Here is a 20,658-nt window from a genome sequence, read left to right as displayed (position 1 = left end):
CCTCCTACTTGACGAGTGTGCGAGCCCGCTCACGGGCCCAGCTGTCGGCAGCGAGCACATCGTCAACGGTAGCGGGTTCGGCCGACCACTGATCGGCGTCGCCGAGCACCGCCTCCACAGTACCGACGATCCGAGGGAACGAGAGCGCACCGTCCAGGAATGCCTCGGCAGCCACCTCGTTGGCGGCGTTGTACACCGCGGTGAGGCACCCGCCGCCCCGCCCGGCCGCGCGCGCGAGTTCGATCGCGGGGAAGACATCGTTGTCGACGGGCTCGAAGTGCCACGTCGAGGCTGTCGCGAAGTCGAGCGCCGGCGCCGCGTCGGAGACCCGGTGGGGCCATCCGAGGGCGAGTGCGATCGGCAGTTTCATGGACGGTGGCGACGCCTGCGCAAGCGTGGAACCGTCGACGAAGGTGACCATCGAGTGCACGATCGACTGCGGATGCACGGTGACGTCGATGCGGTCGTAGTCGACTCCGAACAACAGGTGCGTCTCGATGAGCTCGAGCCCCTTGTTGACGAGTGACGCCGAGTTGAGCGTGTTCATCGGGCCCATCGACCACGTCGGGTGCGCGCCTGCCTGTTCCGGGCTCACAGAGTCGAGTTGCGCGGTCGTCCAGCCGCGGAACGGTCCGCCCGATGCCGTGAGCACGAGCCGCGCGACCTCGTCGCCGGTGCCGCCCCGCAGACATTGCGCGAGCGCGGAATGCTCGGAGTCCACCGGCACGATCTGCCCGGGTGCTGCCGCCGCGGTCACCAATCCCCCGCCCGCGACCAGCGACTCCTTGTTGGCCAGTGCCAGTCGTGCACCGGTCGCGAGGGCCGCGAGGGTGGGTTCGAGCCCGAGAGAGCCGACCAATGCGTTGAGGACGACGTCCGCTTCGGTTTCCTCCACTAGCCGGGTGACGGAGTCGGAGCCGCTCCGAACAGGGAGATCGAGCCGGGATGCCGCGACAGGATCGGCGACCGCGATGTCGGCGACACCGGTCGCGCGGATCTGTTCCTGCAGCAGGTCGATGTTGCCGCCCCCGGCGGCGAGGCCGACGACCTCGAACTTGTCCGGGTTCGCGGCGATCACCTCGAGTGCCTGGGTTCCGATGGAGCCGGTGCTGCCGAGAAGCAGCACCCGCGTGCGGTCAAAGGTCTCTGTGTCGGCCACCCACACATTGTCGCTGATGCCACCGAGGGTTCCGCCCCGCGGTGGCGGACCGGGACGAATGCGACGCGCGGACTACGGCCCCCACTTCATACGACGGGCGGTCGTATGTCACGATGAGCGGCAACACCAGCATCTGGCGAGCAGGAGGAACAACGGTGGCCGGTACCGAGTTGCAGCCCACTCACGTCTCTACGGCAGAAGTGCCGTCGGCCGAGTGGGGATGGAGCGGTGAAGCTCCGCGGCTGTTCCGCGCCCTGGGTTGGATCTTCGCAGTGTTCCTGCTGCTGATGATGATCGGTAACCACAGCGGCTGGGTCGAAAACCTGTACCTGATCGGCTTCGCAGCCGTGATCGTCTTCATCCTGGTTCGCGACATCGTCAGGCGCCGCAAGCCCCGGTAGACCGGCGGGGTCCGAGACGGACTCGAACACACGAACACCCGAGGTGCGCAGGTGCACCTCGGGTGTTGTCGTCTCCGGGACCGGTATCTCGAGGGCGCCGTGGCCGGTCAGTGCCCCGACCACTCGGGCGCGCGCCGTTCCGCGAATGCCCTCGGGCCTTCCTGGGCGTCGTCGCTGTTGTAGCAGTACTCGGATGCGTGTCGCGCGGCCGCCAGCGCGGCCGATCGACCCATCTCCGTGGCGAGCATCACTGTCTCCCGCGCCGCTCGCACCGACAGCGGCGCGCCGGCGAGGATCTCGCGGGCGAGTTCGAGTGCGGAGTCGAGCAGCACGGGTGGTTCCGCGATTCGGTTGACGAGCCCGATTTCGTATGCGCGCTGGGCCGTGATGGGTTTTCCGGTGAGCAGGATCTCCATCATGATCCGCTGCGGGATCATGTGGATCAGGGGCGACGCCCACGGTGAGCTCCTGCCCACCTTCACCTCGGTGACCGCGAAGGTGGCGGTGGTGCTCGCGACCGCCAGGTCGCAGGATTGGACCAGGAGCCATCCCCCGGCGAATGCGGCACCGTTGACCGCCGCGATGGTCGGTTTGGTCAGCTCGACGTTGTCGTACGGCACCGGGATCAGATCGCGGGGCGGCACCCGCATCCCGGTCTGCACCATTTCCTTGAGGTCGCCGCCGGCGCAGAACGCCCGGTCGCCCGCTCCGGTGAGGATCGCGACGCGCAGCGCGGGGTCGGATTCGAATCGTTCCCACGCGGCGTACAGGCCCTCGCGGACGTCTTTGGCGAGGCAGTTCCGCGCCTCGGGGCGGTTGAGCGTGATGATCGCGATACCGTCCTCGCGGGCATCGAACAATACGGCGTCGCTCATTTCAGAAACCTCGCTGCTCGATCGTGTGGGCGTCACGCGCCAGGCCTTCTCTGAAGTCGGGGTGGGCGATGACGATCAGTCGACGGGCCCGCTCGGCGAGCGAGCGGCCGCGCAGATCCGCGGCGCCGAACTCGGTGACGATCACGTCGACATCGCTGCGGGCTGTGGTGACCGGGCCCGACAACGTCGAGGTGATCCGGCTGATCGTGCCTGCCTTCGCGGTCGCGGGCAGGGCCATGATGGCGTGACCTCCCGGCGACCGGGATCCCGCGCGCACGAAATCCACCTGGCCGCCGGTCCCGCCGAGATAGGCTGCGCCGCTCTGCTCTGCGTTGACCTGACCCGTCAGGTCCACCTCCATCGCCGAGTTGATGGTGACGAGCCGCTCCAACTGCGCAAGCACGGCCGCGTCGTGGGTGTACGAGGTGGGGCACATTCTGATCTGTGGGTTGTCGTGCGCGAAATCGTAGAGGCGCCGGGTCCCGATGAGCGCTCCGGTGATGGACACCCCCTGGTCGATTCGCTTGCGCGCGTTGGTCACCGCACCCGCTTCGACGAGATCGACGAGGCCGTCCCCGAGCATCCCCGAATGGACGCCGAGATCCCTGCGATCCGACAGCAGTCGCAGCAGCGCGTCGGGGACCGCGCCGACTCCCATCTGGATGACGGAACCGTCGCCGATGTAGTCGGCGGCATGTCGCGCGATGGCCGCGTCGATGTCGCTGATCCGGGCCGGTGGCACCTCGACCGGCGGACGCGAAGTGTGCACGGCGTAGTCGATCCTCGATGCGGGCAGCATCAGGCCCTGTGTGAACGGCACCTGATCGTTGACTTCCGCGACCACGACACGAGCCTTGCCCACCGCTGCCTGCACGTAGTCGCTGACGAGTCCGTAGCTGTGATTCCCGTCGGCATCGGCTTCGCTCACCTGGACGAAGGCCACGTCGCATCCGAAGATGCCGGCCTCGATCATCGGCCCGACCTGGCTGACGTGGCACGGGATGACGTCGAGGCAATGCGCTTTCGTCATCGACCGCAGCGCACCGATCGCGCCCATGCTCGACAGCCTGAAGCTGCCTGCCGTCTCGGGGCCGAAGATCCCGGAAAAGCTGGTCGCGACGAACGCAGTGAGGTCACCGATGTCCTTTCCCTGGGCGATCAGGGCTTCGATGAGGGTAGTGGGTTCTCCGCAGGCCTGCCCGATGACGATGCGGTCGCCGGGGCGCAGGAACTCACGGACATCGATGTCAAGTGCGGCGAGGACGTTCATGCGTCACTCTCGGCGCTCTCGGGCCGGGCCGCGGCGGGAGCACGAAGGTCGTCCATGATCTCGTCGGTGTGTGCCCCGAGCCTGGGCGCTGGCCCCGAGATGCGTCCGGGTGTGCGCGAAAACCAGGCCGGAGGGCCCGGGAATTTGACTGTGCCGTACGGTGATTCGACATTCTCGAAGAACCCGACTTCCTCGAGGTGCGGATTGTCGAACAGCTCGTCGAGATTTCGGACGGGCGCCGCCGGGATGTCATGGGAGCGTAGGAGATCGAGCCATTCCTGCGTCGTCCGCTCGAGGAAGGTGTCGCCGAGAAGGCGGTAGACTTCGTCGATGCGTGCCGCTCGCTGGGCGAGCGTCGCGAAATGTTCGCCGGCCCACGGTGGTTTCACGGCATCGACGAACGCGCTCCACTGCTTGTCGTTGTAGACGAGCGCTGCGATCCGACCGTCCTTGGTGCGGTAGGGCTTCCGGTTGGGCGCCACCACTCGGGGATACACCGCGGGTCCCAGCGGCGGCGTGAACATCGCCCCGTTGCCGTGTTCGACGAGCATGAAGGCCGCCATGGTCTCGAACATGGCGACCTCGACCTCTTGGCCTTCTCCCGTCCGTTCACGATGGAACAGCGCCATCATGGTGGCGTACAGGGCGGTCAGCCCGGCCACCTTGTCGGCGATGATAGTGCCGACGTAGCCGGATTCGCCCGTCAACTGCTCCTGCACGGACGGCAGTCCGCATTCGGCCTGGATGGTGTCGTCGTATGCGGTGAGGTTCGAGTCGGGGCCGCCGCGCCCGTACCCGTAGCAATTCGTGTACACGATCGACGGGTTCAGGGCCGCCACCTCGTCGTATCCGAAACCGAGGTGGGCGATCGCAGTAGCGCGCATCGAGTGGATGAACACGTCGGCGCCGGCGATGAGTTCGCGCAGGGCCGCTGCACCCTCGTCGGATCGAAGATCGAGGACGACGCTGCGTTTGCCTCTGTTGACATTGACGAACACGCCGCCCATGCCCGGCTCCGGTCCGACAGAGATGAATCGGGTGTTGTCGCCGACAGGGGGTTCGATCTTGACGACGTCGGCTCCCATATCGGCCATGATCTGGGTGCAGTAGGGCCCCATCACCATCGCCGTGAGATCGACGACACGCACTCCGGACAGGGGACCTGGGTGTTTCATCGGCGAAACCTCGCTGCGTCGGGTCGGAAGTCCCGGATGCGCATCCGTCCGGGTGGGCGCCAAACTATCAGATGAATCTTTACAAGGATAGTGGTATGACTGGTGGGTGGACGAAAACAATGCCATCCCGGGAACGATCGACAGAGTCCTCGATACCGCGCTCGCGGAGCGCCCGAATGCGCCCGCCGTCGACGCCGCCTCGGGAACCTGGTCGTACTCGGATCTCGACGACCAGGCCCGCCGGGCCGCCGGCGCCCTGTGGGCACTCGGGGTGCGCCCCGGAGACCGGGTCGCGGCATGCCTGCCCAACGATCTGGACATCATCGCAGCCTTCCACGGCACCCAACGAATAGGAGCCGTGTGGGCCGGCATCGGCGAAGCCCTCCCCGCCGCCGAACAGCAATACCTCCACGACCTCTGCACACCGGCAGTTGTTCTCGCCGGTGAACACTGCAAGCTCAGCACTCCCGGCCGTGCGGATCCGGACAGGTGGGCGGAACTACTCGCCCGCGGGGACCGAGCGCCCGCACTCGACCTCGACGTCGATGCACCCGCCGGAATCGCCTTCACGAGTGGCACGTCCGGAAAGCCCAAGGCAGTGGTCCACAGCCAGCGCAATCTCCTGCTTCCGGGCGCGGTCCTCGTCGCCACCCGGGGGTACGGCCCGGATCTACGTAAGGGCGACAGCTTCCCGTTCACGATCCTCAACCTCATGGTGCTGTCCACCTTGCTCACCGCGCAGGCCGGCGGATGCGCCGTCGTGATGAACCGGCGGGATCTCGAGGGCGTCGCCGAATGGATCGCCACACGCAGGGTGACGGTATGGAACGGGGCCCCGGCCCAGATCTACGACCTCGCCGCGCGCCCCGACCTCGACCTCGGCTCTCTGGAAGAGGTCTGGAGCGGCGGCAGCGACACGCCGGATGGATTGCGCAGAGCATTCGCCGACGCACACCACCTCGATCCCCGCGTCACCTATGGCCTGACCGAGGCGCCCACCGTCGTGTCGATCGATCCCGTGGGCGCTGAGTGGCAGCCACGCTCGAGCGGAACTGTCCTACCGCATCTCGACGTGGCGGCCTACGACGACGCAGGTCAGCGCCTCCCCCCGGGTGAGCTTGGCGAACTGCGACTGACCGCGGCGAACAGCGGTCCGTGGGCGCACGTGTGGACACCCATGCTCGGATACCTGGAGGACAGCGTAATCAGCCCACCGGAACCGGGCCCCGTTGCCACCGGCGACATCGGAACCGTCGACGAGCACGGCAGGCTGACGGTACTGGACCGCAAGAAGCTCGTCATCATCCGGGGTAGCGCCAATGTGTACCCGCTCGAGGTCGAGCGGGTGATCGGCACCCACCCGGACGTCACCAAGGTCGCCGTATATCCGATCTCCGACGATCGGCTCGGGCAACGGGTCGCCGCGGTGATCGAAAGCCAGGTCGAGGAACCCGATTTCGAGGCACTCACCGAACTATGCCGGCGGGAACTCTCACCGTACAAGGTTCCGGAGATCTGGACGCGGGTCGATGCTCTACCCGTCAACGCCATGGGCAAGATCCAGCGCGCCGGCCTTCCCGAGTTGATCGACGCGCACCGCCGGTCAGCCACGATCTGACGATCGACGTACACCGCCAATGCTGCAAGAATCCGGCATGCATTCGAATCCGAGGAGACCCCGTGGCACTGACTTCCGACGCCGCCGCACGAATGTTCGGCCTCGAAGACCGGGTTGCGATCGTGACCGGCGCGTCCTCAGGCCTCGGTGCTGCAGTCGCCGAGACCCTCGCGTCGCTGGGGGCACGAGTCGCCGTCGTGGCACGGCGTAAGGACCGCCTGGAAGAACTTGCCGAACGGCTCGGAGGCCTGGCCGTCACCTGCGATCTGTCGGATCTCGATCAGGTCGGCAGCGTCGTACCGGCCGTGGCAGACCTGCTCGGCCCACCGCAGATCCTGGTCAACGGCGCGGGCAGCATGTTCACCGAAGAGCGGGCAGAGGACGAGCCGCTAGGCGCGATCCGGCGCACCATGGACCTCAATCTCCTGGCTCCGTTCCGCCTCGCTCAGGACGCATTCCCGCACATGCGCGCGATCGGCCGTGGCACGATCATCAACATCTCATCGATCAGTGGTCGTGTGGGTATCCCGGGAATCCCCCAGGCGTCCTATGCGGCAAGCAAACTCGGCCTGTCCGGTCTCACGTCCGAACTGGCCGTGCAGTGGGCACGGCACTCGATCCGCGTCAACACCGTGGCACCGGGGTTCTTTCGCAGCGAGATCACCGGCCCGCTGTACGAGAGCGAACGCGCTGCCGAGTACCTGCGCCGCAACACCCCACTCCCGAAGGAAGGTACGGCCGACGACATCATCGGTGCCGTCGCATGGCTGGCCGGGGATTCGGGAAGCTACGTCACGGGCCAGACCATCGTCGTCGACGGCGGTTGGACCGCGCGGTAGTACCTGCGGCGGGTACGAGGACGTCGCCGGCACCTGTGCTTCGGCATCAGTACTGCCGATGTCTCTCCGTTGCAGGCACCAGGAAAGACGATGGCCGGACGTCGCCGTGTTCCGGCCCTCGACGGGTGGCCTGCATATTTCGCGGAAGCGGCGCGTCAGCAGCATCGGTCACCGCAGAGATGGCTTCCGCGATACGCGGATCCGACCGCAATGCCGACTCCGCCGCTCGACGACGCTCACCCAACTCCGCATGCGCACGCCCGATCACCTGCATGAGGTGAGACGCCAGCAACGCCCCGCCACCTCGCAGCGCCCCGTCATCGATCTGCAAGTCCTGCACCGACCCATCGGCGCCGACCCGTACGGTCACGGTGGCGCTGCTCGCCGTAGCGCTCGCGGTCGTCAATGCAGCAACCAGTTCGTCGAGTTGCCCGGACAACGGGTCGATACCCGACCCCGCCCCTCGACCGAATACATCAGAATTCACGAACCCCCCTCGCGGCGTACCGACATGGCTGGGCTACCGTAGCCGATCATCCGCGGGGGCCGGATGCATCGGGGGGATACGTGTACGTCGATACAGCATTGGTGCGGGCGTTCGCATCGACGATGGGCGCCACCGGCGCAGAGGCAGGTGACGTCCGCACCGACAACGGGTGCAGCTCCGTCATCGACGGTCTGCCCGGGTCGTCGATCGCGACCGCTGTCGTGGCGCACGCTCTGCTCGCCCACACCGCACTCCAGCAGGTCGCCCATCATCTCACCGACACCCGCGACCGGTTGGTCACGAGTGCCGAAGCCTACGAGGCCACCGACGACGACACTGCAGCACAGCTTGTTTCGGTGGACGGGTCCGCTCTGTGGTGACCCCCACCGTCTCGCAGGTACTTGCATGGTCACCTGACACACTCCACTCCATGGCGGCCTCGTGGGCCGAAGCCGGGGCGACCTTGGACGGTCAGTTCCGAAAGGCAGGCGACACCGCTGCCGGGTCCTATACGTTCTGGACCGAGCACACCGGCGACACGATGCGCAGCCACGTCCACAACGTCCTGCATCCGGGCCGCACCCTCGCCACTGGCCTGGCCGATGCCGCAACCGAGCTGACGACCCATGCCGGACGCATACAGGATGCGCTCGGAACAACCGTTGCCCACGTTCTCAGCGCACGGGAATCCGGGTTCTCGGTCGCCGACGACGGCACCGTGACGCCACCACCACCTGTTGTCTCGGGTGCGCCGGACTCGAGCGGATCCCAGATCATCATCCAGATGGCCGCGCTGAGTCAGCGTGCAAACATCCTGACCAGGATCATCACCGCAGATCTCGTGGCAGTCGACACCGCCGACACCGCTGCCTCCACCGCCGTCGCCGACGCCTTCGTCACCGTGCGACGGGACTCAGACCTCGACCCGAATCTCCTCGCCCACTACGGAAACCTGGCCCGCGCCGATGCCGCCGGCGACGGTTCCGCGGCGCGCAACGGCACCCTCACGCCCGAGGATCTTCAGCGGATCGGCGACATCCTCATTGCCGCCCAACTCTCCCCCGCCCAGTTGGACGCGCTCGCGCGCGGGGACAGCATCACCTCTGTGCCAACGGTCGCACTGAACTACCTGCGCGATTTCTACCGCGAGGCAGGCACGGACGGACTCCTCGATGTCGCCGAGGTCCTGCGCACCCGCGAGGAATCCGGCGACGACGATGCGGCGTCCCGACTCGACGCACTCGCCAACGGACTCCTCACGATCTCGAATGAGAATGTCGGAGACGGCAACACGACCGGCGGCTACGACCTCGTTCCGGACGCCCTGCGCGACACACTCTCTCGTATCAACGAGACTAGTGAGGAACCACGCTTCTCCGGAGACTATTTCGACGACGTGTATTCGGAACGACGACTCGGCAGCATGGCGGCCCTCCTCGGCGAGGCCAACCCCGGTGTCGTTCCCGGCAAGGAATTCGCGAACGAACTCGACCACGCGGCGTCGCGCCTGATCGACATTTCCTCGGGAACCGGGGGTCTCTACCGAGACTCGTACGAGCCCGTCGCAGAAAAATTCCTGGACATCGGACTGCGGAACGAGGATGCCTCCTACGAACTGCTCACCGCGTCCGACAACACCCGAACGTTGATGCCGCTGTTCGAGCACAATTGGAACGACGACGGAGCAACACTCGGTCGTCTCGTGGATTGGATCCCCGAAGACTCCGCGGTAACCGACCCCGACGACACGGTTCGCGCCGAACGCGCAGGTGAGGCAGCGCACTCGCTCGCGCTGATGCTGTCGTCGTCGGGTTCCGACTCCCCTGTCGCGTTGACCGACGCGGCCAACACCAATCCCTACGGAAGACTGATGGACATACCCGGTGTCGGCGACGGGAGAGCTGCTCTCGGAGAGGTCAACCCGGCCCTGACACAGTCGATCGCCGGGGCGTTGTCACCGTATGTGATCGATATGGTGACCGACGATCCGAGGCTGGCCTACCACGACACCTTCGACAGCCTCGGGCCGGTCGAGACAACGCGCATCTATTCCCTGCTCGACAGCGACCCGCACGCGGGCACGCTCATCAGCGGACATGCGCTCGCGGCGGCAGAGGAGATCGACCGCGCGTTCGCGCGTTCGGAGGTGGATCCGCCGCCGATCTCGCTCGGCGAAACCTCCGGGCGGCTCCGCGCAGTGGTGGAAGGCGGTCTCAGGACCGAACTCGGCGACAGGTCGAGCGACGCCGACGAAGCAAAATCCGACCGCGCCGCAACACGTGCCGGGCATTTCGGGGCCGGGCAGGCGATCACAGCCACCGGATTGAGCTATCTCCCTCCACCGTGGGGTGTCGCGGCGTCGGGCGCTGTCTACACGGCTGGAGCGTTGATCTCGGGCGACATCATCGATGCCGACGGCAATCTCACCGACCGGTTCTCCGAGTCGCCGGAAGCTCGTTTTCGCCTCGGTCAGCACGAATCGGGCCCTGACCAGGTTCGTATGACCGACAACGAGATCAAATACACCATCCTCACCGAACTCGTCGACTCGGGCCGGGTTCCGGTCACCGACCTCCCACCGGAGGTGACGGACGAGGGCACCTTGATCACGTATGGGGAACTCATGACGGGGCGCACCGAGAACATCGGGGACCTGCAGAATATCGAGCGCGTCAGACAAGGCATTGTCGACGAAACTCCGAGAGCCTTCGAGCGTGCAGGCATTCGACATGTCGACGAGTACATTGGCCAGCACTCGACAGCGGTCAACGCCTACTACGACAACATCTTCCACAACTCCGATAACCAGAAAATGTTTGAGTCCGTATTTCGCGGCGATGGCAAACCCACCGGGATGAGTAGGTGGCCGGTATGAGACCGTCGCGCGTGTCGGCGCCCATTCTCACCTTCACCGCAATCATGCTGACAGCGTGCAATTCCGGTCCTGTAGCCGTTCCTGGTGCGCCGATGTCGGAGATCCCCGGCACGGGAGGTTCTTCTACTCCGGCAACCTACTCAGTTCCCGAGAACCTGCTCAACTCCACCCTCATCTGGTCTTCCGAACCCGGAATCGATTTGTTCAGCGAGGAAGCCACCCTCACGCGCGCGGCGATCGAAGCCAACGTGATCGCACTCGCCGGCTCGAGTGCCGACAGTTACCCAGGATTCGACCGCGCCATCGACCAGGAGACAAGAAGTCAGTATGCCGAGTTGTCCCGCGGCACAGCGGAGCAGGTCGGCACTGGGCGATACCACATCGCGCGCATCGAACTCACGGACACCGGCTTCATCGCCCACACCTGCAGACAGAACGCCAACGTCGCGGCAAAGAACAGCGATGGCCGTTACAGCAGCTCCGTCACCACCGGAGAGCACAATCCAAGATTCGTATTCGAACGCACCCCCACCGACACACCACCCACAGCATTACAACCGACCGAACCCACCGCCACCCCACCCACCGACGACACCGGGCAACCACAATGGCAAGCCCCCACCTACGACGTCTTCACCGGCTGGAACATCAACATCGACGGCTCCTCCGGACGCGACCACACCCACGCCTGCAGGCAGTGGGGACACCAATACGCCCCCGACGCCATCGAAAACGACTACTTCGTACTCACCACCGACACACCACCCGACACCCTGCCCGCCTACCCCGGATGGTGAACACATGCACATGGCATCGACATTCACAATGCTGACCCTGTTCACATCACTGACCGTGGCCGCATGCGGCACCACCAACACCACCCCACCCGAGACACCGACCACCACAGAATCGACCTCACCAGACAACTACAGCGTTCCTGAGAGTCGACGTCACTCCACCCTCATCTGGTCTTCCGAACCCGGAATCGATTTGTTCAGTGAGGAAGCCACCCTCGCGCGCGCGGCGATCGAAGCCAATGAGATTGCGCTCGCCAATCCCCTCACAGACAGCTACCCAGGGTTTTCCCGAGCCATCGACCAACAAACGAAAGACCAATACCTGGAATTCCCCCCAATTACCACGCAGCACTTCGGTACCGCCTACTTCCACATCATGCGCATCGAACCCACCGACACCGGTTTCATCGCCCACACCTGCCACCAAACATCGAATGTCGCAGTAAAAAACGCCGACGGCCGGTACAGCCGCTCCGTCACCACCGGCGACTTCAACCTGAAACTCGTCTTCGAACGCACCCCCACCGACACACCACCCACAGCATTACAACCGACCGAACCCACCGCCACCCCACCCACCGACGACACCGGGCAACCACAATGGCAAGCCCCCACCTACGACGTCTTCACCGGCTGGAACATCAACATCGACGGCTCCTCCGGACGCGACCACACCCACGCCTGCAGGCAGTGGGGACACCAATACGCCCCCGACGCCATCGAAAACGACTACTTCGTACTCACCACCGACACACCACCCGACACCCTGCCCGCTTACCCCGGATGGTGAACCTCGGTGCCGTCGCTGCGCTGAGTGAGGTTCCAACCGAACAGCGGACGGTAGCCTCGTCGATCGGTTCAGGCGAGATCTGGACCCGGTATCCCGAGAGTTTCCGGGTATCGTCCCACGGCATTGCGGCGAGATCCCTTGACAGAGCGCAAGTTTCAGGGCTGTCTCGGACTTGGTCGACAACGCCAGTCCGAGCAACACGTCTGCACAGATGGGACGATCGTGGAAGATCGCCCCATCCATCGCTGCGACCCTCACGCTATTCGGTAACCCAGATTTCCTCGGGCAACGGCGACCCGAGCGCATACACCTCGACACCGTGCACGTTGTCGGCCCATACGACGCCGGGGACGGCGCGGTAGTACCAGATGCCCGGGACGAGTTCGGTCAGACGCTCCTGCACCGTGTTGTACGCGGGCTTCCGTTCGTCGACGTCCTCCGAGATGCGGCCGGCATCGAGCGCGGCATCGAGCTCGGGATCGGACACGCCCACGTTGTTGCCGGCCGAGGCGCTGTGGAAGGCCAGCCACAGCGGGGTGTCGGGGTCCTGGATGATGGCCGAGGAAATCAGCATGTCGAAGTCGTGGGATCCGGTCCGGGCCACGGCCTGGGGGTAGTCGACCACGTCGACGTTCACCTCGACGTTCTCGAATGCGCTGAGCTGTGCCTGGAGTGCCTCACCGAGGGTCCTGCTCTCGGTGGTCGGGTACGACAGGAACGAGAACGACACCGGCTTGCCTTCTGCGGCGAGTTCGTCGAACAGATCTTGGGCAGTCTCCGGATCGGTCTCCTTGAGCGGGATGTCGGTGAAGAACGGTGAGCTCTCGGCGAAGAGCGTTTCCGGGACCTCGCCCTGTCCGTTGTAGACAGCGGTGTTGATCGCGTCGAGGTCGACGGCGAGTGTCACGGCGCGACGTGCACGCTCGTCGTCGAACGGCGCGCGCCGGAAGTTCATGCCCATGAACTGACCGCCGCCGGTCGCGACGACTTTAGTGTTCAGACCTGCGTTCTCGAGCTTGTCGATGCTTTCCCAGTTCGTCTCCGACGCGAAATCCGCTGCGCCGGTGGTCATCGCGTTCACGCGCTGGTTGGTGTCGCTGACCGTGCGGATCGTGAGGCTGTCCAGATACGGTTTTGGCGCGTCCCAGTAGTCCGGGTTCTTGGTCAGTTTCACGGAGTCCTGACGTGTCCACGATTCCAGAGTGAACGGTCCTGCACCGATGGGGTTCTCGTCGAATGCGGCCTGCCCCTGTTCGAGGGCGGCGGGGGACGCGATCCAGTTCAGCGAACTCCCCACGACCGCCTGCGCGTAGTGCGGGTTCTCCGATCGCATCGTGACCGTGAGAGTGGTCGGATCCTCGACGCGTGTCTCCTCGATCTGCGCTGCCCACCGTCCCGTAGTGGATCCCAGCGCAGGATCGGTCAGGCGATCCCAGTTGTACTTCACGGCAGCGGCGTCGAGCGGTGTGCCGTCGGTGAAGACGAGGTCGGGTTGAAGCTTCAGGGTGAACGTCTTGCCGCCGTCGAGAGTCGAGAACTCGGTGGCCATCTTGTAGTCGATCTCGAGACTCTCGACATCGTTGACCATCAATGTGCCGTACAGGGCGTTGCCGAGCGTGGGCTGGAATGCCCAGTAGTTGGTCAAGGCTGCGGGGTCGAGCGACCGCGGCTCACCCGTCTGCAGGACTTCGAGGGTGCCTCCCGCGACCGGATCCCCGGATTCGATCGGCGCGCTCGAGTCGTCCGAACCCGAGTCGCCGCACGAGCCCAGGAGGAGGACGGCAGCGAACGCCGCAGCGCCTGCTGACAGTACACGTCTGTGTCGAAACATCATGGCCTCTCACAAGAATGGAATCGTCCCGGACGATGCCCGTGGACGGTCGGAGGTCGAGGTACGGCAACGGATATGGCGTACAGCGATCGACAGCCCGGACAATCGAGACATCTGGGCGTGACGACGATCACAGGAAGTATCACCATTCCCACGCCAACATTCAAGTATTGCCATCCTTGTAATGATTGAAGTAGCGTGCGAACCGAGCGCAACCTCCGTACGTGCCCGGGTGGGCTTGAGGAAGGAATTCGGTTTCTGATGTTTTCGGCAGTAGTGATCGAGAAGGGCGAAACCGGTCAGACGGTGACGCGCACAAGCATTGAAGAATCGGCGCTGCCCGAAGGGGACGTGACCGTCGACGTGGAGTATTCCACACTGAATTTCAAGGATGCGCTGGCCATCACCGGCAAATCTCCTGTGGTGCGGAAATTTCCGATGGTTCCCGGTATCGATGTCGCCGGCGTCGTCTCCGACAGCTCGAACCCGGAGTGGAAGGCGGGCGACCGGGTCGTCCTCAACGGCTGGGGCGTCGGCGAGACCCACTGGGGCGGATTCGCCCAGAAGGCACGACTGAAGGGCGACTGGTTGATCCCCCTGCCCGAGGCATTCACTGCCCGCCAGGCGATGGCGATCGGCACGGCCGGGTACACGGCGAGCCTGTGCGTAGATGCTCTGGTGAACTTCGGCGTGGCCCCCGATCAAGGCGAAATCCTGGTCACCGGCGCAACGGGTGGTGTCGGCAGTGTCGCGATCGCTCTGTTGACGAAGGCCGGGTTCACCGTGGCCGCTGCGACCGGAAAGCCGGCCGAGGCCGAATACCTGCAACAGCTGGGCGCCGACGTCGTCATCGACCGCGCCGAACTCTCCTCGGCCGGAAAGCCCATGCAGAAGGAGCGGTGGGCCGGCGTCATCGATACAGCAGGCAGCCATACTCTTGCCAATGCGTGCGCACAGACCCGCTACGGCGGCGCAGTAGCCGCGTGTGGACTGGCACAGGGCATGGATTTCCCGGCCTCGGTGGCGCCCTTCATCCTTCGCGGGGTATCTCTGCTCGGGATCGACAGCGTGATGGCACCGCGCGAACGGCGTCTCACCGCGTGGGCACGCCTGTCCCGCGATCTCGAGGCGAACACGCTCGACACGATCACCCAGGAGGTGTCGCTGGAGGAGGCGATCACCGCGGCGGACCGGCTCATGGACGGCACGGTGCGCGGCCGCATCGTCGTCGACGTCAATCGATAACAGGAGCACCAGTGACAAAGAAGTCCGAGAACACCAGCCCTGTCGAACTCGACCTGTCCGACGTCGATCATCGAGTCGGAAAACCCATCGGTGGCGGGCAGCTGTGGGATCCGTGCAGCACCTCCGACATCCGCCGGTGGGTGATGGCGATGGACAATCCCAATCCGATCCACTGGGATCATGAGTTTGCTCGCAACTCGCGATACGGCGGAATCATCGCCCCGCAGTCGATCGCCGTCGCATTGGACTACGGCCACGGCGCCGCACCGGCGTGTGTGGGGCGCATCCCCGAGAGCCATCTCATCTTCGGCGGCGAGGAATGGTGGTTCTACGGCTGCCCGGTCCGCCCGGGCGACAAGCTCTTCCAGGAGCGGCGCTTCCACGACTACAAGGTGGCCGAGACGAAGTTCGCCGGACCCACCATGTTCTCGCGCGGCGATACCGTCCACAAGAATCAGAACGGTGTCCTCGTCGCCAAGGAGCGTTCCACCGCCATCCGGTATCTGTCCGCAGAGGCCACCAAGCGCGGGATGTACGAGAACCAGCTCGGCGAGAAGAAGAAGTGGACGGGCGCCGAGCTGCTCGAGATCGAGAATCTGCGCTACGAATGGCTCCTGACCACGCGGTCCGGAATCTCACCGCGGTTCGACGAGGTCAAGGTCGGCGACACACTGCCGCGACGGGTCCTCGGACCCCACACCATCGCGTCCTTCACCACCGAATACCGCGCGTTCCTCTTCAACATCTGGGGCACGTTCGGGTGGGTGGCACCCGAGGGCATCGAAGATCCGTGGGTCTACCAGGATCCGGGCTGGGTCGAAGGTTTCGGCTTCGACGAAGAAGGCGCCAAGATCGATCCGCGCAAGCGCGACGGCCTCTACGTCGGCCCGTCCCGCGGACACATCGACGAGGACAAGGCCGGCGAAGTCGGCATGGCACGCGCCTACGGATACGGCGCGACGATGGGCGCCTGGTGCACCGACTTCCTTGCGAACTGGGCCGGCCTCGACGGAATGGTACGCCACATCAAATCGGACTTCCGCGGGCCTGCCTTCGAAGGCGATGTCACGTACTTCGACGCCGAGATCGTCGACAAGGAGCCCATGTCGACCTGGGGCGTTCCACTCGTCCAGGTCAAGCTCCGGCTGACGAACCAGGACGGCACCGTCCTCGTGTCCTCCCTTGCCGAGGTCGAGCTGCCGCTGTAGCGGCACCGCACAGACAACAGGAAGTCATCCATGAGTACTGAGACGAAGGCAGAAGCGGTGGACTCTGTTTCGATCGTGTCGGGCCCACCGCTGAGCGACGAACCGGGGCTCGGAGCCCTCACCCTGCCCGGTTTCCTGCGCGAGGTGACCGAACTGTATGGCGATCGCGAAGCGCTTGTGATGCACGGCGCCGACGGCGTCACCCGATGGACCTACTCCGAACTGTGGGAGCGGGCAATCGACGTCGCGCGCGCACTGCGGGGACTCGGCCTCGCGAAGGACGGGCGCGTGGGCGTGCTGATGACGAACCGCCCCGAGTGGATCACGGCGGTGTTCGGTGCCTCCCTCGCCGGAGGCGTCGCAGTCACGCTCAGCACGTTCTCGACCCCGTCGGAGCTCGAGTACATGCTCGAGACCTCGGGTGTGGAGATTCTGCTGTTCGAACGCAACGTTCTGAAGACGGACTTCGCCGCGGCCCTGACCGATCTGGACCCCCGGATCGGGGCGACCGGGCCCGGCGAGGTGCAGTCGGCGAAGTTCCCGTTCCTCCGTCACGTCGCGATGGTCGGGAAGAAGGCCGAAGGCGAATCGATCGAGTCGTGGGACGAGTTCCTCACCCACGGCGAATCGCAGCCCCGCGAGCTCGTCGAGGCGTCCGCCGCGGCGGTACAGCCCAGCGACGTGGCCGTGCTGTTCTTCTCCTCCGGTTCGACCAGCAAGCCGAAGGGCATTCTGAGCGCGCATCGCGGAGTGTCCATTCAGATGTGGCGATTCCGGCGCATGTACGGATTCTCGCCCGAGCTGAACATTCGGTGCTGGACGGCGAACGGTTACTTCTGGTCGGGGAATTTCGCGATGGCCCTCGGCAATACCCTCGCCAGTGGTGGGTCACTCGTCCTGCAACCGACCTTCGATCCGGGCGAAGCCCTCGAGCTCATCGAGAGAGAACGGGTGAACTTCCCCTTCGCCTGGCCGCACCAGTGGGCGCAGCTCGTCGGTGCCCCGAACTGGGGCAAGGCGGATCTGAGTAGCCTTCGCTACGTCGACTACAACACCCCGGTAGCACGTCATCCCACGGTGACCGACGAGTGGTACGAGCCGGGTCACGCGTACGGCAATACCGAAACCTTCACGATCAGTACGTGCTACCCCGCCAATACCCCGTCCGATGTGATCGCGGGCAGCAGCGGAAAGCCGTTGCCCGGGGTGACGATCCGGATCGTCGATGCCTTGACCGGCGCTGTCGTTCCCCGAGGAGAGCGAGGCGAGATCTGCGTCAAGGGACCGACGTTGATGCTCGGGTACGTCGGCACTCCCCTCAGTGAGACGGTCGACGACCACGGGTTCTTCCACACCGGCGACGGCGGCTACGTCGACGACACCGGGCGACTCTACTGGGAAGGACGCCTCACCGACATCATCAAGACCGGCGGCGCGAACGTGTCTCCCCTCGAGGTCGACGAAGCGCTCATCGCGTGCCCCGGAGTCAAGGTGGCACGCACGGTCGGTGTCCCCCACGACACGCTCGGGGAGGTCGTCGTCTCGTGCATTGTGGCGCACGCTGGAGCCGACCTCGATGTCGACAGGGTCCGTGGATATCTACGCGAGCGGCTTGCCAGCTACAAGGTTCCGCGGGAGGTGCTGTTCTTCGACAACGAGGAGATCAGCCTCACCGGCACCGCGAAGATCAAGTCGAGCGACATCAAGGAGCTCGCCATCAAGCGTCTCCGGAAATAACCGACCGCCACCAGAGCGAGAGGTCCTGCACACGCTTCGAGTGTGTGCAGGACCTCTCGCTTCGCCTTCGGCCTCAGGAGGCGGGTCGATAGCGCTGCGCGAGGTACGCCCGGTGCAGCGCAGGTGAACCGAACAACGAGCGGTTCAGCGTCGCGCGCTTGAGATACACGTGGAGGCCGCTCTCCCACGTGTAGCCCATTCCACCGTGCAACTGCATGGCCTTACCGGAAACCTCGACGGCCGCCGCACAGCTGTAGGCTTTGGCCATCGCGGCCGCAGTCGTCGTTTCCGGGTCTCCGGACACCAGGCTGCGCACTGCGGCGTCGACCAGTGTTCGGGCCACCGTCACCTGGACGAGCATGTCGGCGCAGGCGTGCTTGACCGCCTGGAACGAGCCGATCTTGCGTCCGAACTGCTCGCGTATCCCGGCGTAGGAAACGGTAGCGTCGAGCATCGCCTCGCTCGAACCGAGACTGTCACAGGCCACGGCCACAAGGGCACAGTCGTGCAATCGTCGCAGCGCCTCCGGGGGATCATCGTGGAATCGCCACACCGATTCCGGCGGGATCGTCACGCCCTCGGCGAGTACGGTCCCGAAACTGCGTGTCGCGTCCACGACCGGCTGTCCGGTCACCACGAGTCCGAGCGCCCGCGGATCGACATCGACGACGACGATCGTGCCATCGGGTTCTTGCGCCGGTACGAGTAGCCGGTCTGCGTCGGGAGCGTCGAGCACGAACGCCGCCGCGCCCCGGAGTATCGCTCCCTGCGGCACCACCTCCACTTGGAACTGGGTCCGGCCTGCAGATTCACCGCCGAGGACGAATACCGGAACAGCGCTTCCCGAGACGGTGTCGCGGAGAAGGCGGTCACGATCATGTCCAGCTTCGAGACGCTCGAGTGCTGCCACCGCGAGCGACGCGACGGACGGATAGGGTCCGCGTGCGGCGGCGCGGCCGATCTCCCGGAGGATCACGGCTACCTCGGCGAAAGTGGCGTCGGCACCGTCGAATTCGCCCGGAACTTCGAGGCCGAGCCATCCGGACGTGCTGATCGACGCCCAGTCGACCGGCGCGTCGTGGCCTGATCGTGACAAAAGATCTCGCGCGACGGATCGTAGTTCGTCGTGGAACTCGGACAGGTCTGGGAGTGAGTCGGTCATCGCTGTCCTGTCGGCTCGCGGGGCAGACCGAGGCCACGTTCCCCGATGATGGTGCGTTGGATTTCGCTGGTTCCGCCCGGGATCGTCCACTCCCACGAGCCGATGAAATCGAGCATCCATGCCCCTGATTCCCACCCGCTGGACTGAGGTTTTCGTAGATCGGTGTGCGCGGCGAGACCCGCGATCTCTGTGCCGAAATCGGTCATGCGCTGGAGCAGTTCGCTGTAGTAGAGCTTGACGATCGATGCGTCGGCCGGCCCTGGCCGGCCGGCGGCGACGAAATCCGACACCAATGCGCGCAGCCCCGTGAGTTCGATCTCGAGTGTGGCGAGCCTGTCTGCGACGCGGGTGTCGCCGAGTGGGACCGTCCCGTCGGGGCCCGGCCGGGTGCACAGGTCGACGAGCAGGCGGAACCCGCCGTGACTCAGTCGTTCGGTGAGTTCGAGCATGGTCATGCCGCGCTCGGCTCCGAGTGTTTCCTGCGCGACCCGCCATCCTTCGTTCTCGGGTCCGACAAGGTTCGTCGCAGGAATGGCGACATCGTTGAGGAATATTTCGCAGAAGTGCGATTCGCCGGTCGCTTGCTTGATCGGACGTACCTCGACTCCGGGGGTACGCATGTCCATCAGGAAGTACGAGATGCCCTTGCGTTTCGGGGCGTCGGGATCGGTGCGGGCCAGCAGCAGGCACCGATCGGCGTACAACGCGCCGCTGGCCCACAGTTTCTGGCCGTTGACGATGTAGACGTCGCCGTCCTTGCGGGCGCTGGTCGCGAGTGCCGCCATGTCGGATCCCGCGCCGGGCTCGGAGAAGCCTTGGCACCAGATCTCGCCGTCGAGGATCGCAGGGAGATGACGGTTCCGTTGTTCGTCGGTGCCGGCGGCGAGAAGCGTCGATGCGGCATGGTGGATCGAGACGAAGGGCAGAACCAGTCGGGGTGCGTCGTGGGCTGCCAGTTCCTGGTACAGCACGACCTGTTCCGCGACGGACATGCCGCCTCCCCATTCCCCCGGCCAGTGCGGCACGGCAAAGCCCGCTCCGCGCAGTTCCTGGAACCAGGCTTTCTGAAATCGGACGAATTCGTCGTCGGAGACATCGGTTTGGGCCCGACGCCAGTCTGCGGGGATATGGTCGCGGCACCAGCCGCGGACCGAGGTCCGGAAGTCCTCGAGTGTAGACGCTCCCACGC

General features: G+C 65.2%; 18 protein-coding genes. 10 read left to right on the top strand and 8 right to left on the bottom strand.

The window, feature by feature from the left end; genetic code table 11:
* Positions 1–4: 4 nt before the first annotated feature.
* Positions 5–1,126, bottom strand: coding sequence for a 1-deoxy-D-xylulose-5-phosphate reductoisomerase (gene dxr / locus ACTDXD_RS22035; RefSeq protein ID WP_440127747.1), 1,122 nt, complete (start codon positions 1,124–1,126; stop codon positions 5–7).
* Positions 1,127–1,314: 188 nt separating this feature from the next.
* Between dxr and ACTDXD_RS22030 the strand changes: the two genes are divergently transcribed.
* Positions 1,315–1,560, top strand: coding sequence for a DUF2631 domain-containing protein (locus tag ACTDXD_RS22030; RefSeq protein ID WP_330131729.1), 246 nt, complete (start codon positions 1,315–1,317; stop codon positions 1,558–1,560).
* A 107-nt stretch (positions 1,561–1,667) separates the two neighbouring features.
* On the opposite strand, the gene ACTDXD_RS22025 is transcribed toward ACTDXD_RS22030, so the two are convergent.
* Genes ACTDXD_RS22025 through ACTDXD_RS22015 form a run of 3 tightly spaced genes read right to left on the bottom strand, consistent with a single transcriptional unit; the run spans position 1,668 to position 4,880 of the window.
* Positions 1,668–2,435 carry an enoyl-CoA hydratase/isomerase family protein gene (locus ACTDXD_RS22025; protein WP_440124342.1) on the bottom strand — a complete coding sequence of 256 codons (768 nt, stop codon included), beginning with the start codon at positions 2,433–2,435 and terminating at the stop codon, positions 1,668–1,670.
* 1 nt (position 2,436) lies between these two features.
* Positions 2,437–3,705 (bottom strand): acetyl-CoA hydrolase/transferase family protein, encoded by a 1,269-nt coding sequence (locus ACTDXD_RS22020; protein WP_440124341.1) that lies wholly within the window; start codon positions 3,703–3,705, stop codon positions 2,437–2,439.
* Positions 3,702–4,880: a CaiB/BaiF CoA transferase family protein gene (locus tag ACTDXD_RS22015; RefSeq protein WP_440124340.1), complete on the bottom strand. Its 1,179-nt coding sequence runs from the start codon at positions 4,878–4,880 to the stop codon at positions 3,702–3,704. Before ACTDXD_RS22015 ends, ACTDXD_RS22020 begins: the two co-directional genes overlap by 4 nt.
* A 106-nt stretch (positions 4,881–4,986) precedes the next feature.
* On the opposite strand from ACTDXD_RS22015, the gene ACTDXD_RS22010 reads away from it, so the two are divergent.
* Both ACTDXD_RS22010 and ACTDXD_RS22005 read left to right on the top strand, forming a co-directional pair.
* Positions 4,987–6,498, top strand: a complete 1,512-nt coding sequence (locus tag ACTDXD_RS22010) for a class I adenylate-forming enzyme family protein (protein WP_440124339.1) — start codon at positions 4,987–4,989, stop codon at positions 6,496–6,498.
* A 62-nt stretch (positions 6,499–6,560) separates the two neighbouring features.
* The gene (locus ACTDXD_RS22005; RefSeq protein ID WP_440124338.1) at positions 6,561–7,337 is read left to right on the top strand and encodes an SDR family NAD(P)-dependent oxidoreductase; all 777 of its coding nucleotides are present in this window, start codon (positions 6,561–6,563) and stop codon (positions 7,335–7,337) included.
* A 46-nt stretch (positions 7,338–7,383) separates the two neighbouring features.
* Here the strand turns inward: ACTDXD_RS22005 and ACTDXD_RS22000 are convergent, their stop codons facing one another.
* Complete coding sequence (locus ACTDXD_RS22000; protein ID WP_440124337.1) at positions 7,384–7,824, bottom strand: hypothetical protein; 441 nt, start codon at positions 7,822–7,824, stop codon at positions 7,384–7,386.
* Between the two features lie 80 nt (positions 7,825–7,904).
* Here ACTDXD_RS22000 and ACTDXD_RS21995 point away from each other — a divergent pair, with 80 nt between their 5' ends.
* Genes ACTDXD_RS21995 through ACTDXD_RS21980 form a run of 4 tightly spaced genes read left to right on the top strand, consistent with a single transcriptional unit; the run spans position 7,905 to position 12,286 of the window.
* On the top strand, positions 7,905–8,204 hold the full coding sequence (locus ACTDXD_RS21995) for a type VII secretion target (RefSeq protein WP_440124336.1): 300 nt from the start codon (positions 7,905–7,907) through the stop codon (positions 8,202–8,204).
* Positions 8,205–8,254: 50 nt separating this feature from the next.
* Entirely contained in the window at positions 8,255–10,699 is a 2,445-nt protein-coding gene (locus tag ACTDXD_RS21990; protein ID WP_440124335.1) for a TPR repeat region-containing protein, read from the top strand.
* Positions 10,696–11,496 (top strand): hypothetical protein, encoded by an 801-nt coding sequence (locus ACTDXD_RS21985; RefSeq protein ID WP_440124334.1) that lies wholly within the window; start codon positions 10,696–10,698, stop codon positions 11,494–11,496. The genes ACTDXD_RS21990 and ACTDXD_RS21985 overlap by 4 nt, the downstream gene beginning before the upstream one ends.
* 10 nt (positions 11,497–11,506) lie before the next feature.
* Positions 11,507–12,286 (top strand): hypothetical protein, encoded by a 780-nt coding sequence (locus ACTDXD_RS21980; protein ID WP_440124333.1) that lies wholly within the window; start codon positions 11,507–11,509, stop codon positions 12,284–12,286.
* Between the two features lie 259 nt (positions 12,287–12,545).
* Here ACTDXD_RS21980 and ACTDXD_RS21975 read toward each other — a convergent pair whose 3' ends face one another.
* Positions 12,546–14,120, bottom strand: a complete 1,575-nt coding sequence (locus ACTDXD_RS21975; protein WP_440124332.1) for an ABC transporter substrate-binding protein — start codon at positions 14,118–14,120, stop codon at positions 12,546–12,548.
* 258 nt (positions 14,121–14,378) lie between these two features.
* Here ACTDXD_RS21975 and acuI point away from each other — a divergent pair, with 258 nt between their 5' ends.
* Genes acuI through ACTDXD_RS21960 form a run of 3 tightly spaced genes read left to right on the top strand, consistent with a single transcriptional unit; the run spans position 14,379 to position 18,307 of the window.
* Positions 14,379–15,362, top strand: coding sequence for an acrylyl-CoA reductase (NADPH) (gene acuI / locus ACTDXD_RS21970; protein WP_440124331.1), 984 nt, complete (start codon positions 14,379–14,381; stop codon positions 15,360–15,362).
* Positions 15,363–15,373: 11 nt separating this feature from the next.
* Positions 15,374–16,570 (top strand): MaoC family dehydratase, encoded by a 1,197-nt coding sequence (locus ACTDXD_RS21965; protein ID WP_440124330.1) that lies wholly within the window; start codon positions 15,374–15,376, stop codon positions 16,568–16,570.
* Positions 16,571–16,600: 30 nt separating this feature from the next.
* On the top strand, positions 16,601–18,307 hold the full coding sequence (locus tag ACTDXD_RS21960) for a class I adenylate-forming enzyme family protein (RefSeq protein ID WP_440124329.1): 1,707 nt from the start codon (positions 16,601–16,603) through the stop codon (positions 18,305–18,307).
* 73 nt (positions 18,308–18,380) lie between these two features.
* Here the strand turns inward: ACTDXD_RS21960 and ACTDXD_RS21955 are convergent, their stop codons facing one another.
* Both ACTDXD_RS21955 and ACTDXD_RS21950 read right to left on the bottom strand, forming a co-directional pair.
* The gene (locus ACTDXD_RS21955; protein ID WP_440124328.1) at positions 18,381–19,469 is read right to left on the bottom strand and encodes an acyl-CoA dehydrogenase family protein; all 1,089 of its coding nucleotides are present in this window, start codon (positions 19,467–19,469) and stop codon (positions 18,381–18,383) included.
* Positions 19,466–20,656, bottom strand: coding sequence for an acyl-CoA dehydrogenase family protein (locus tag ACTDXD_RS21950; RefSeq protein WP_440124327.1), 1,191 nt, complete (start codon positions 20,654–20,656; stop codon positions 19,466–19,468). The genes ACTDXD_RS21955 and ACTDXD_RS21950 overlap by 4 nt, the downstream gene beginning before the upstream one ends.
* Between the last annotated feature and the right edge of the window lie 2 nt (positions 20,657–20,658).

Source organism: Rhodococcus sp. SJ-3 (genome assembly GCF_051918125.1).
In the GTDB taxonomy this organism is placed as follows: domain Bacteria; phylum Actinomycetota; class Actinomycetes; order Mycobacteriales; family Mycobacteriaceae; genus Rhodococcus.
This window is presented reverse-complemented; position numbering and strand designations above follow the sequence as displayed.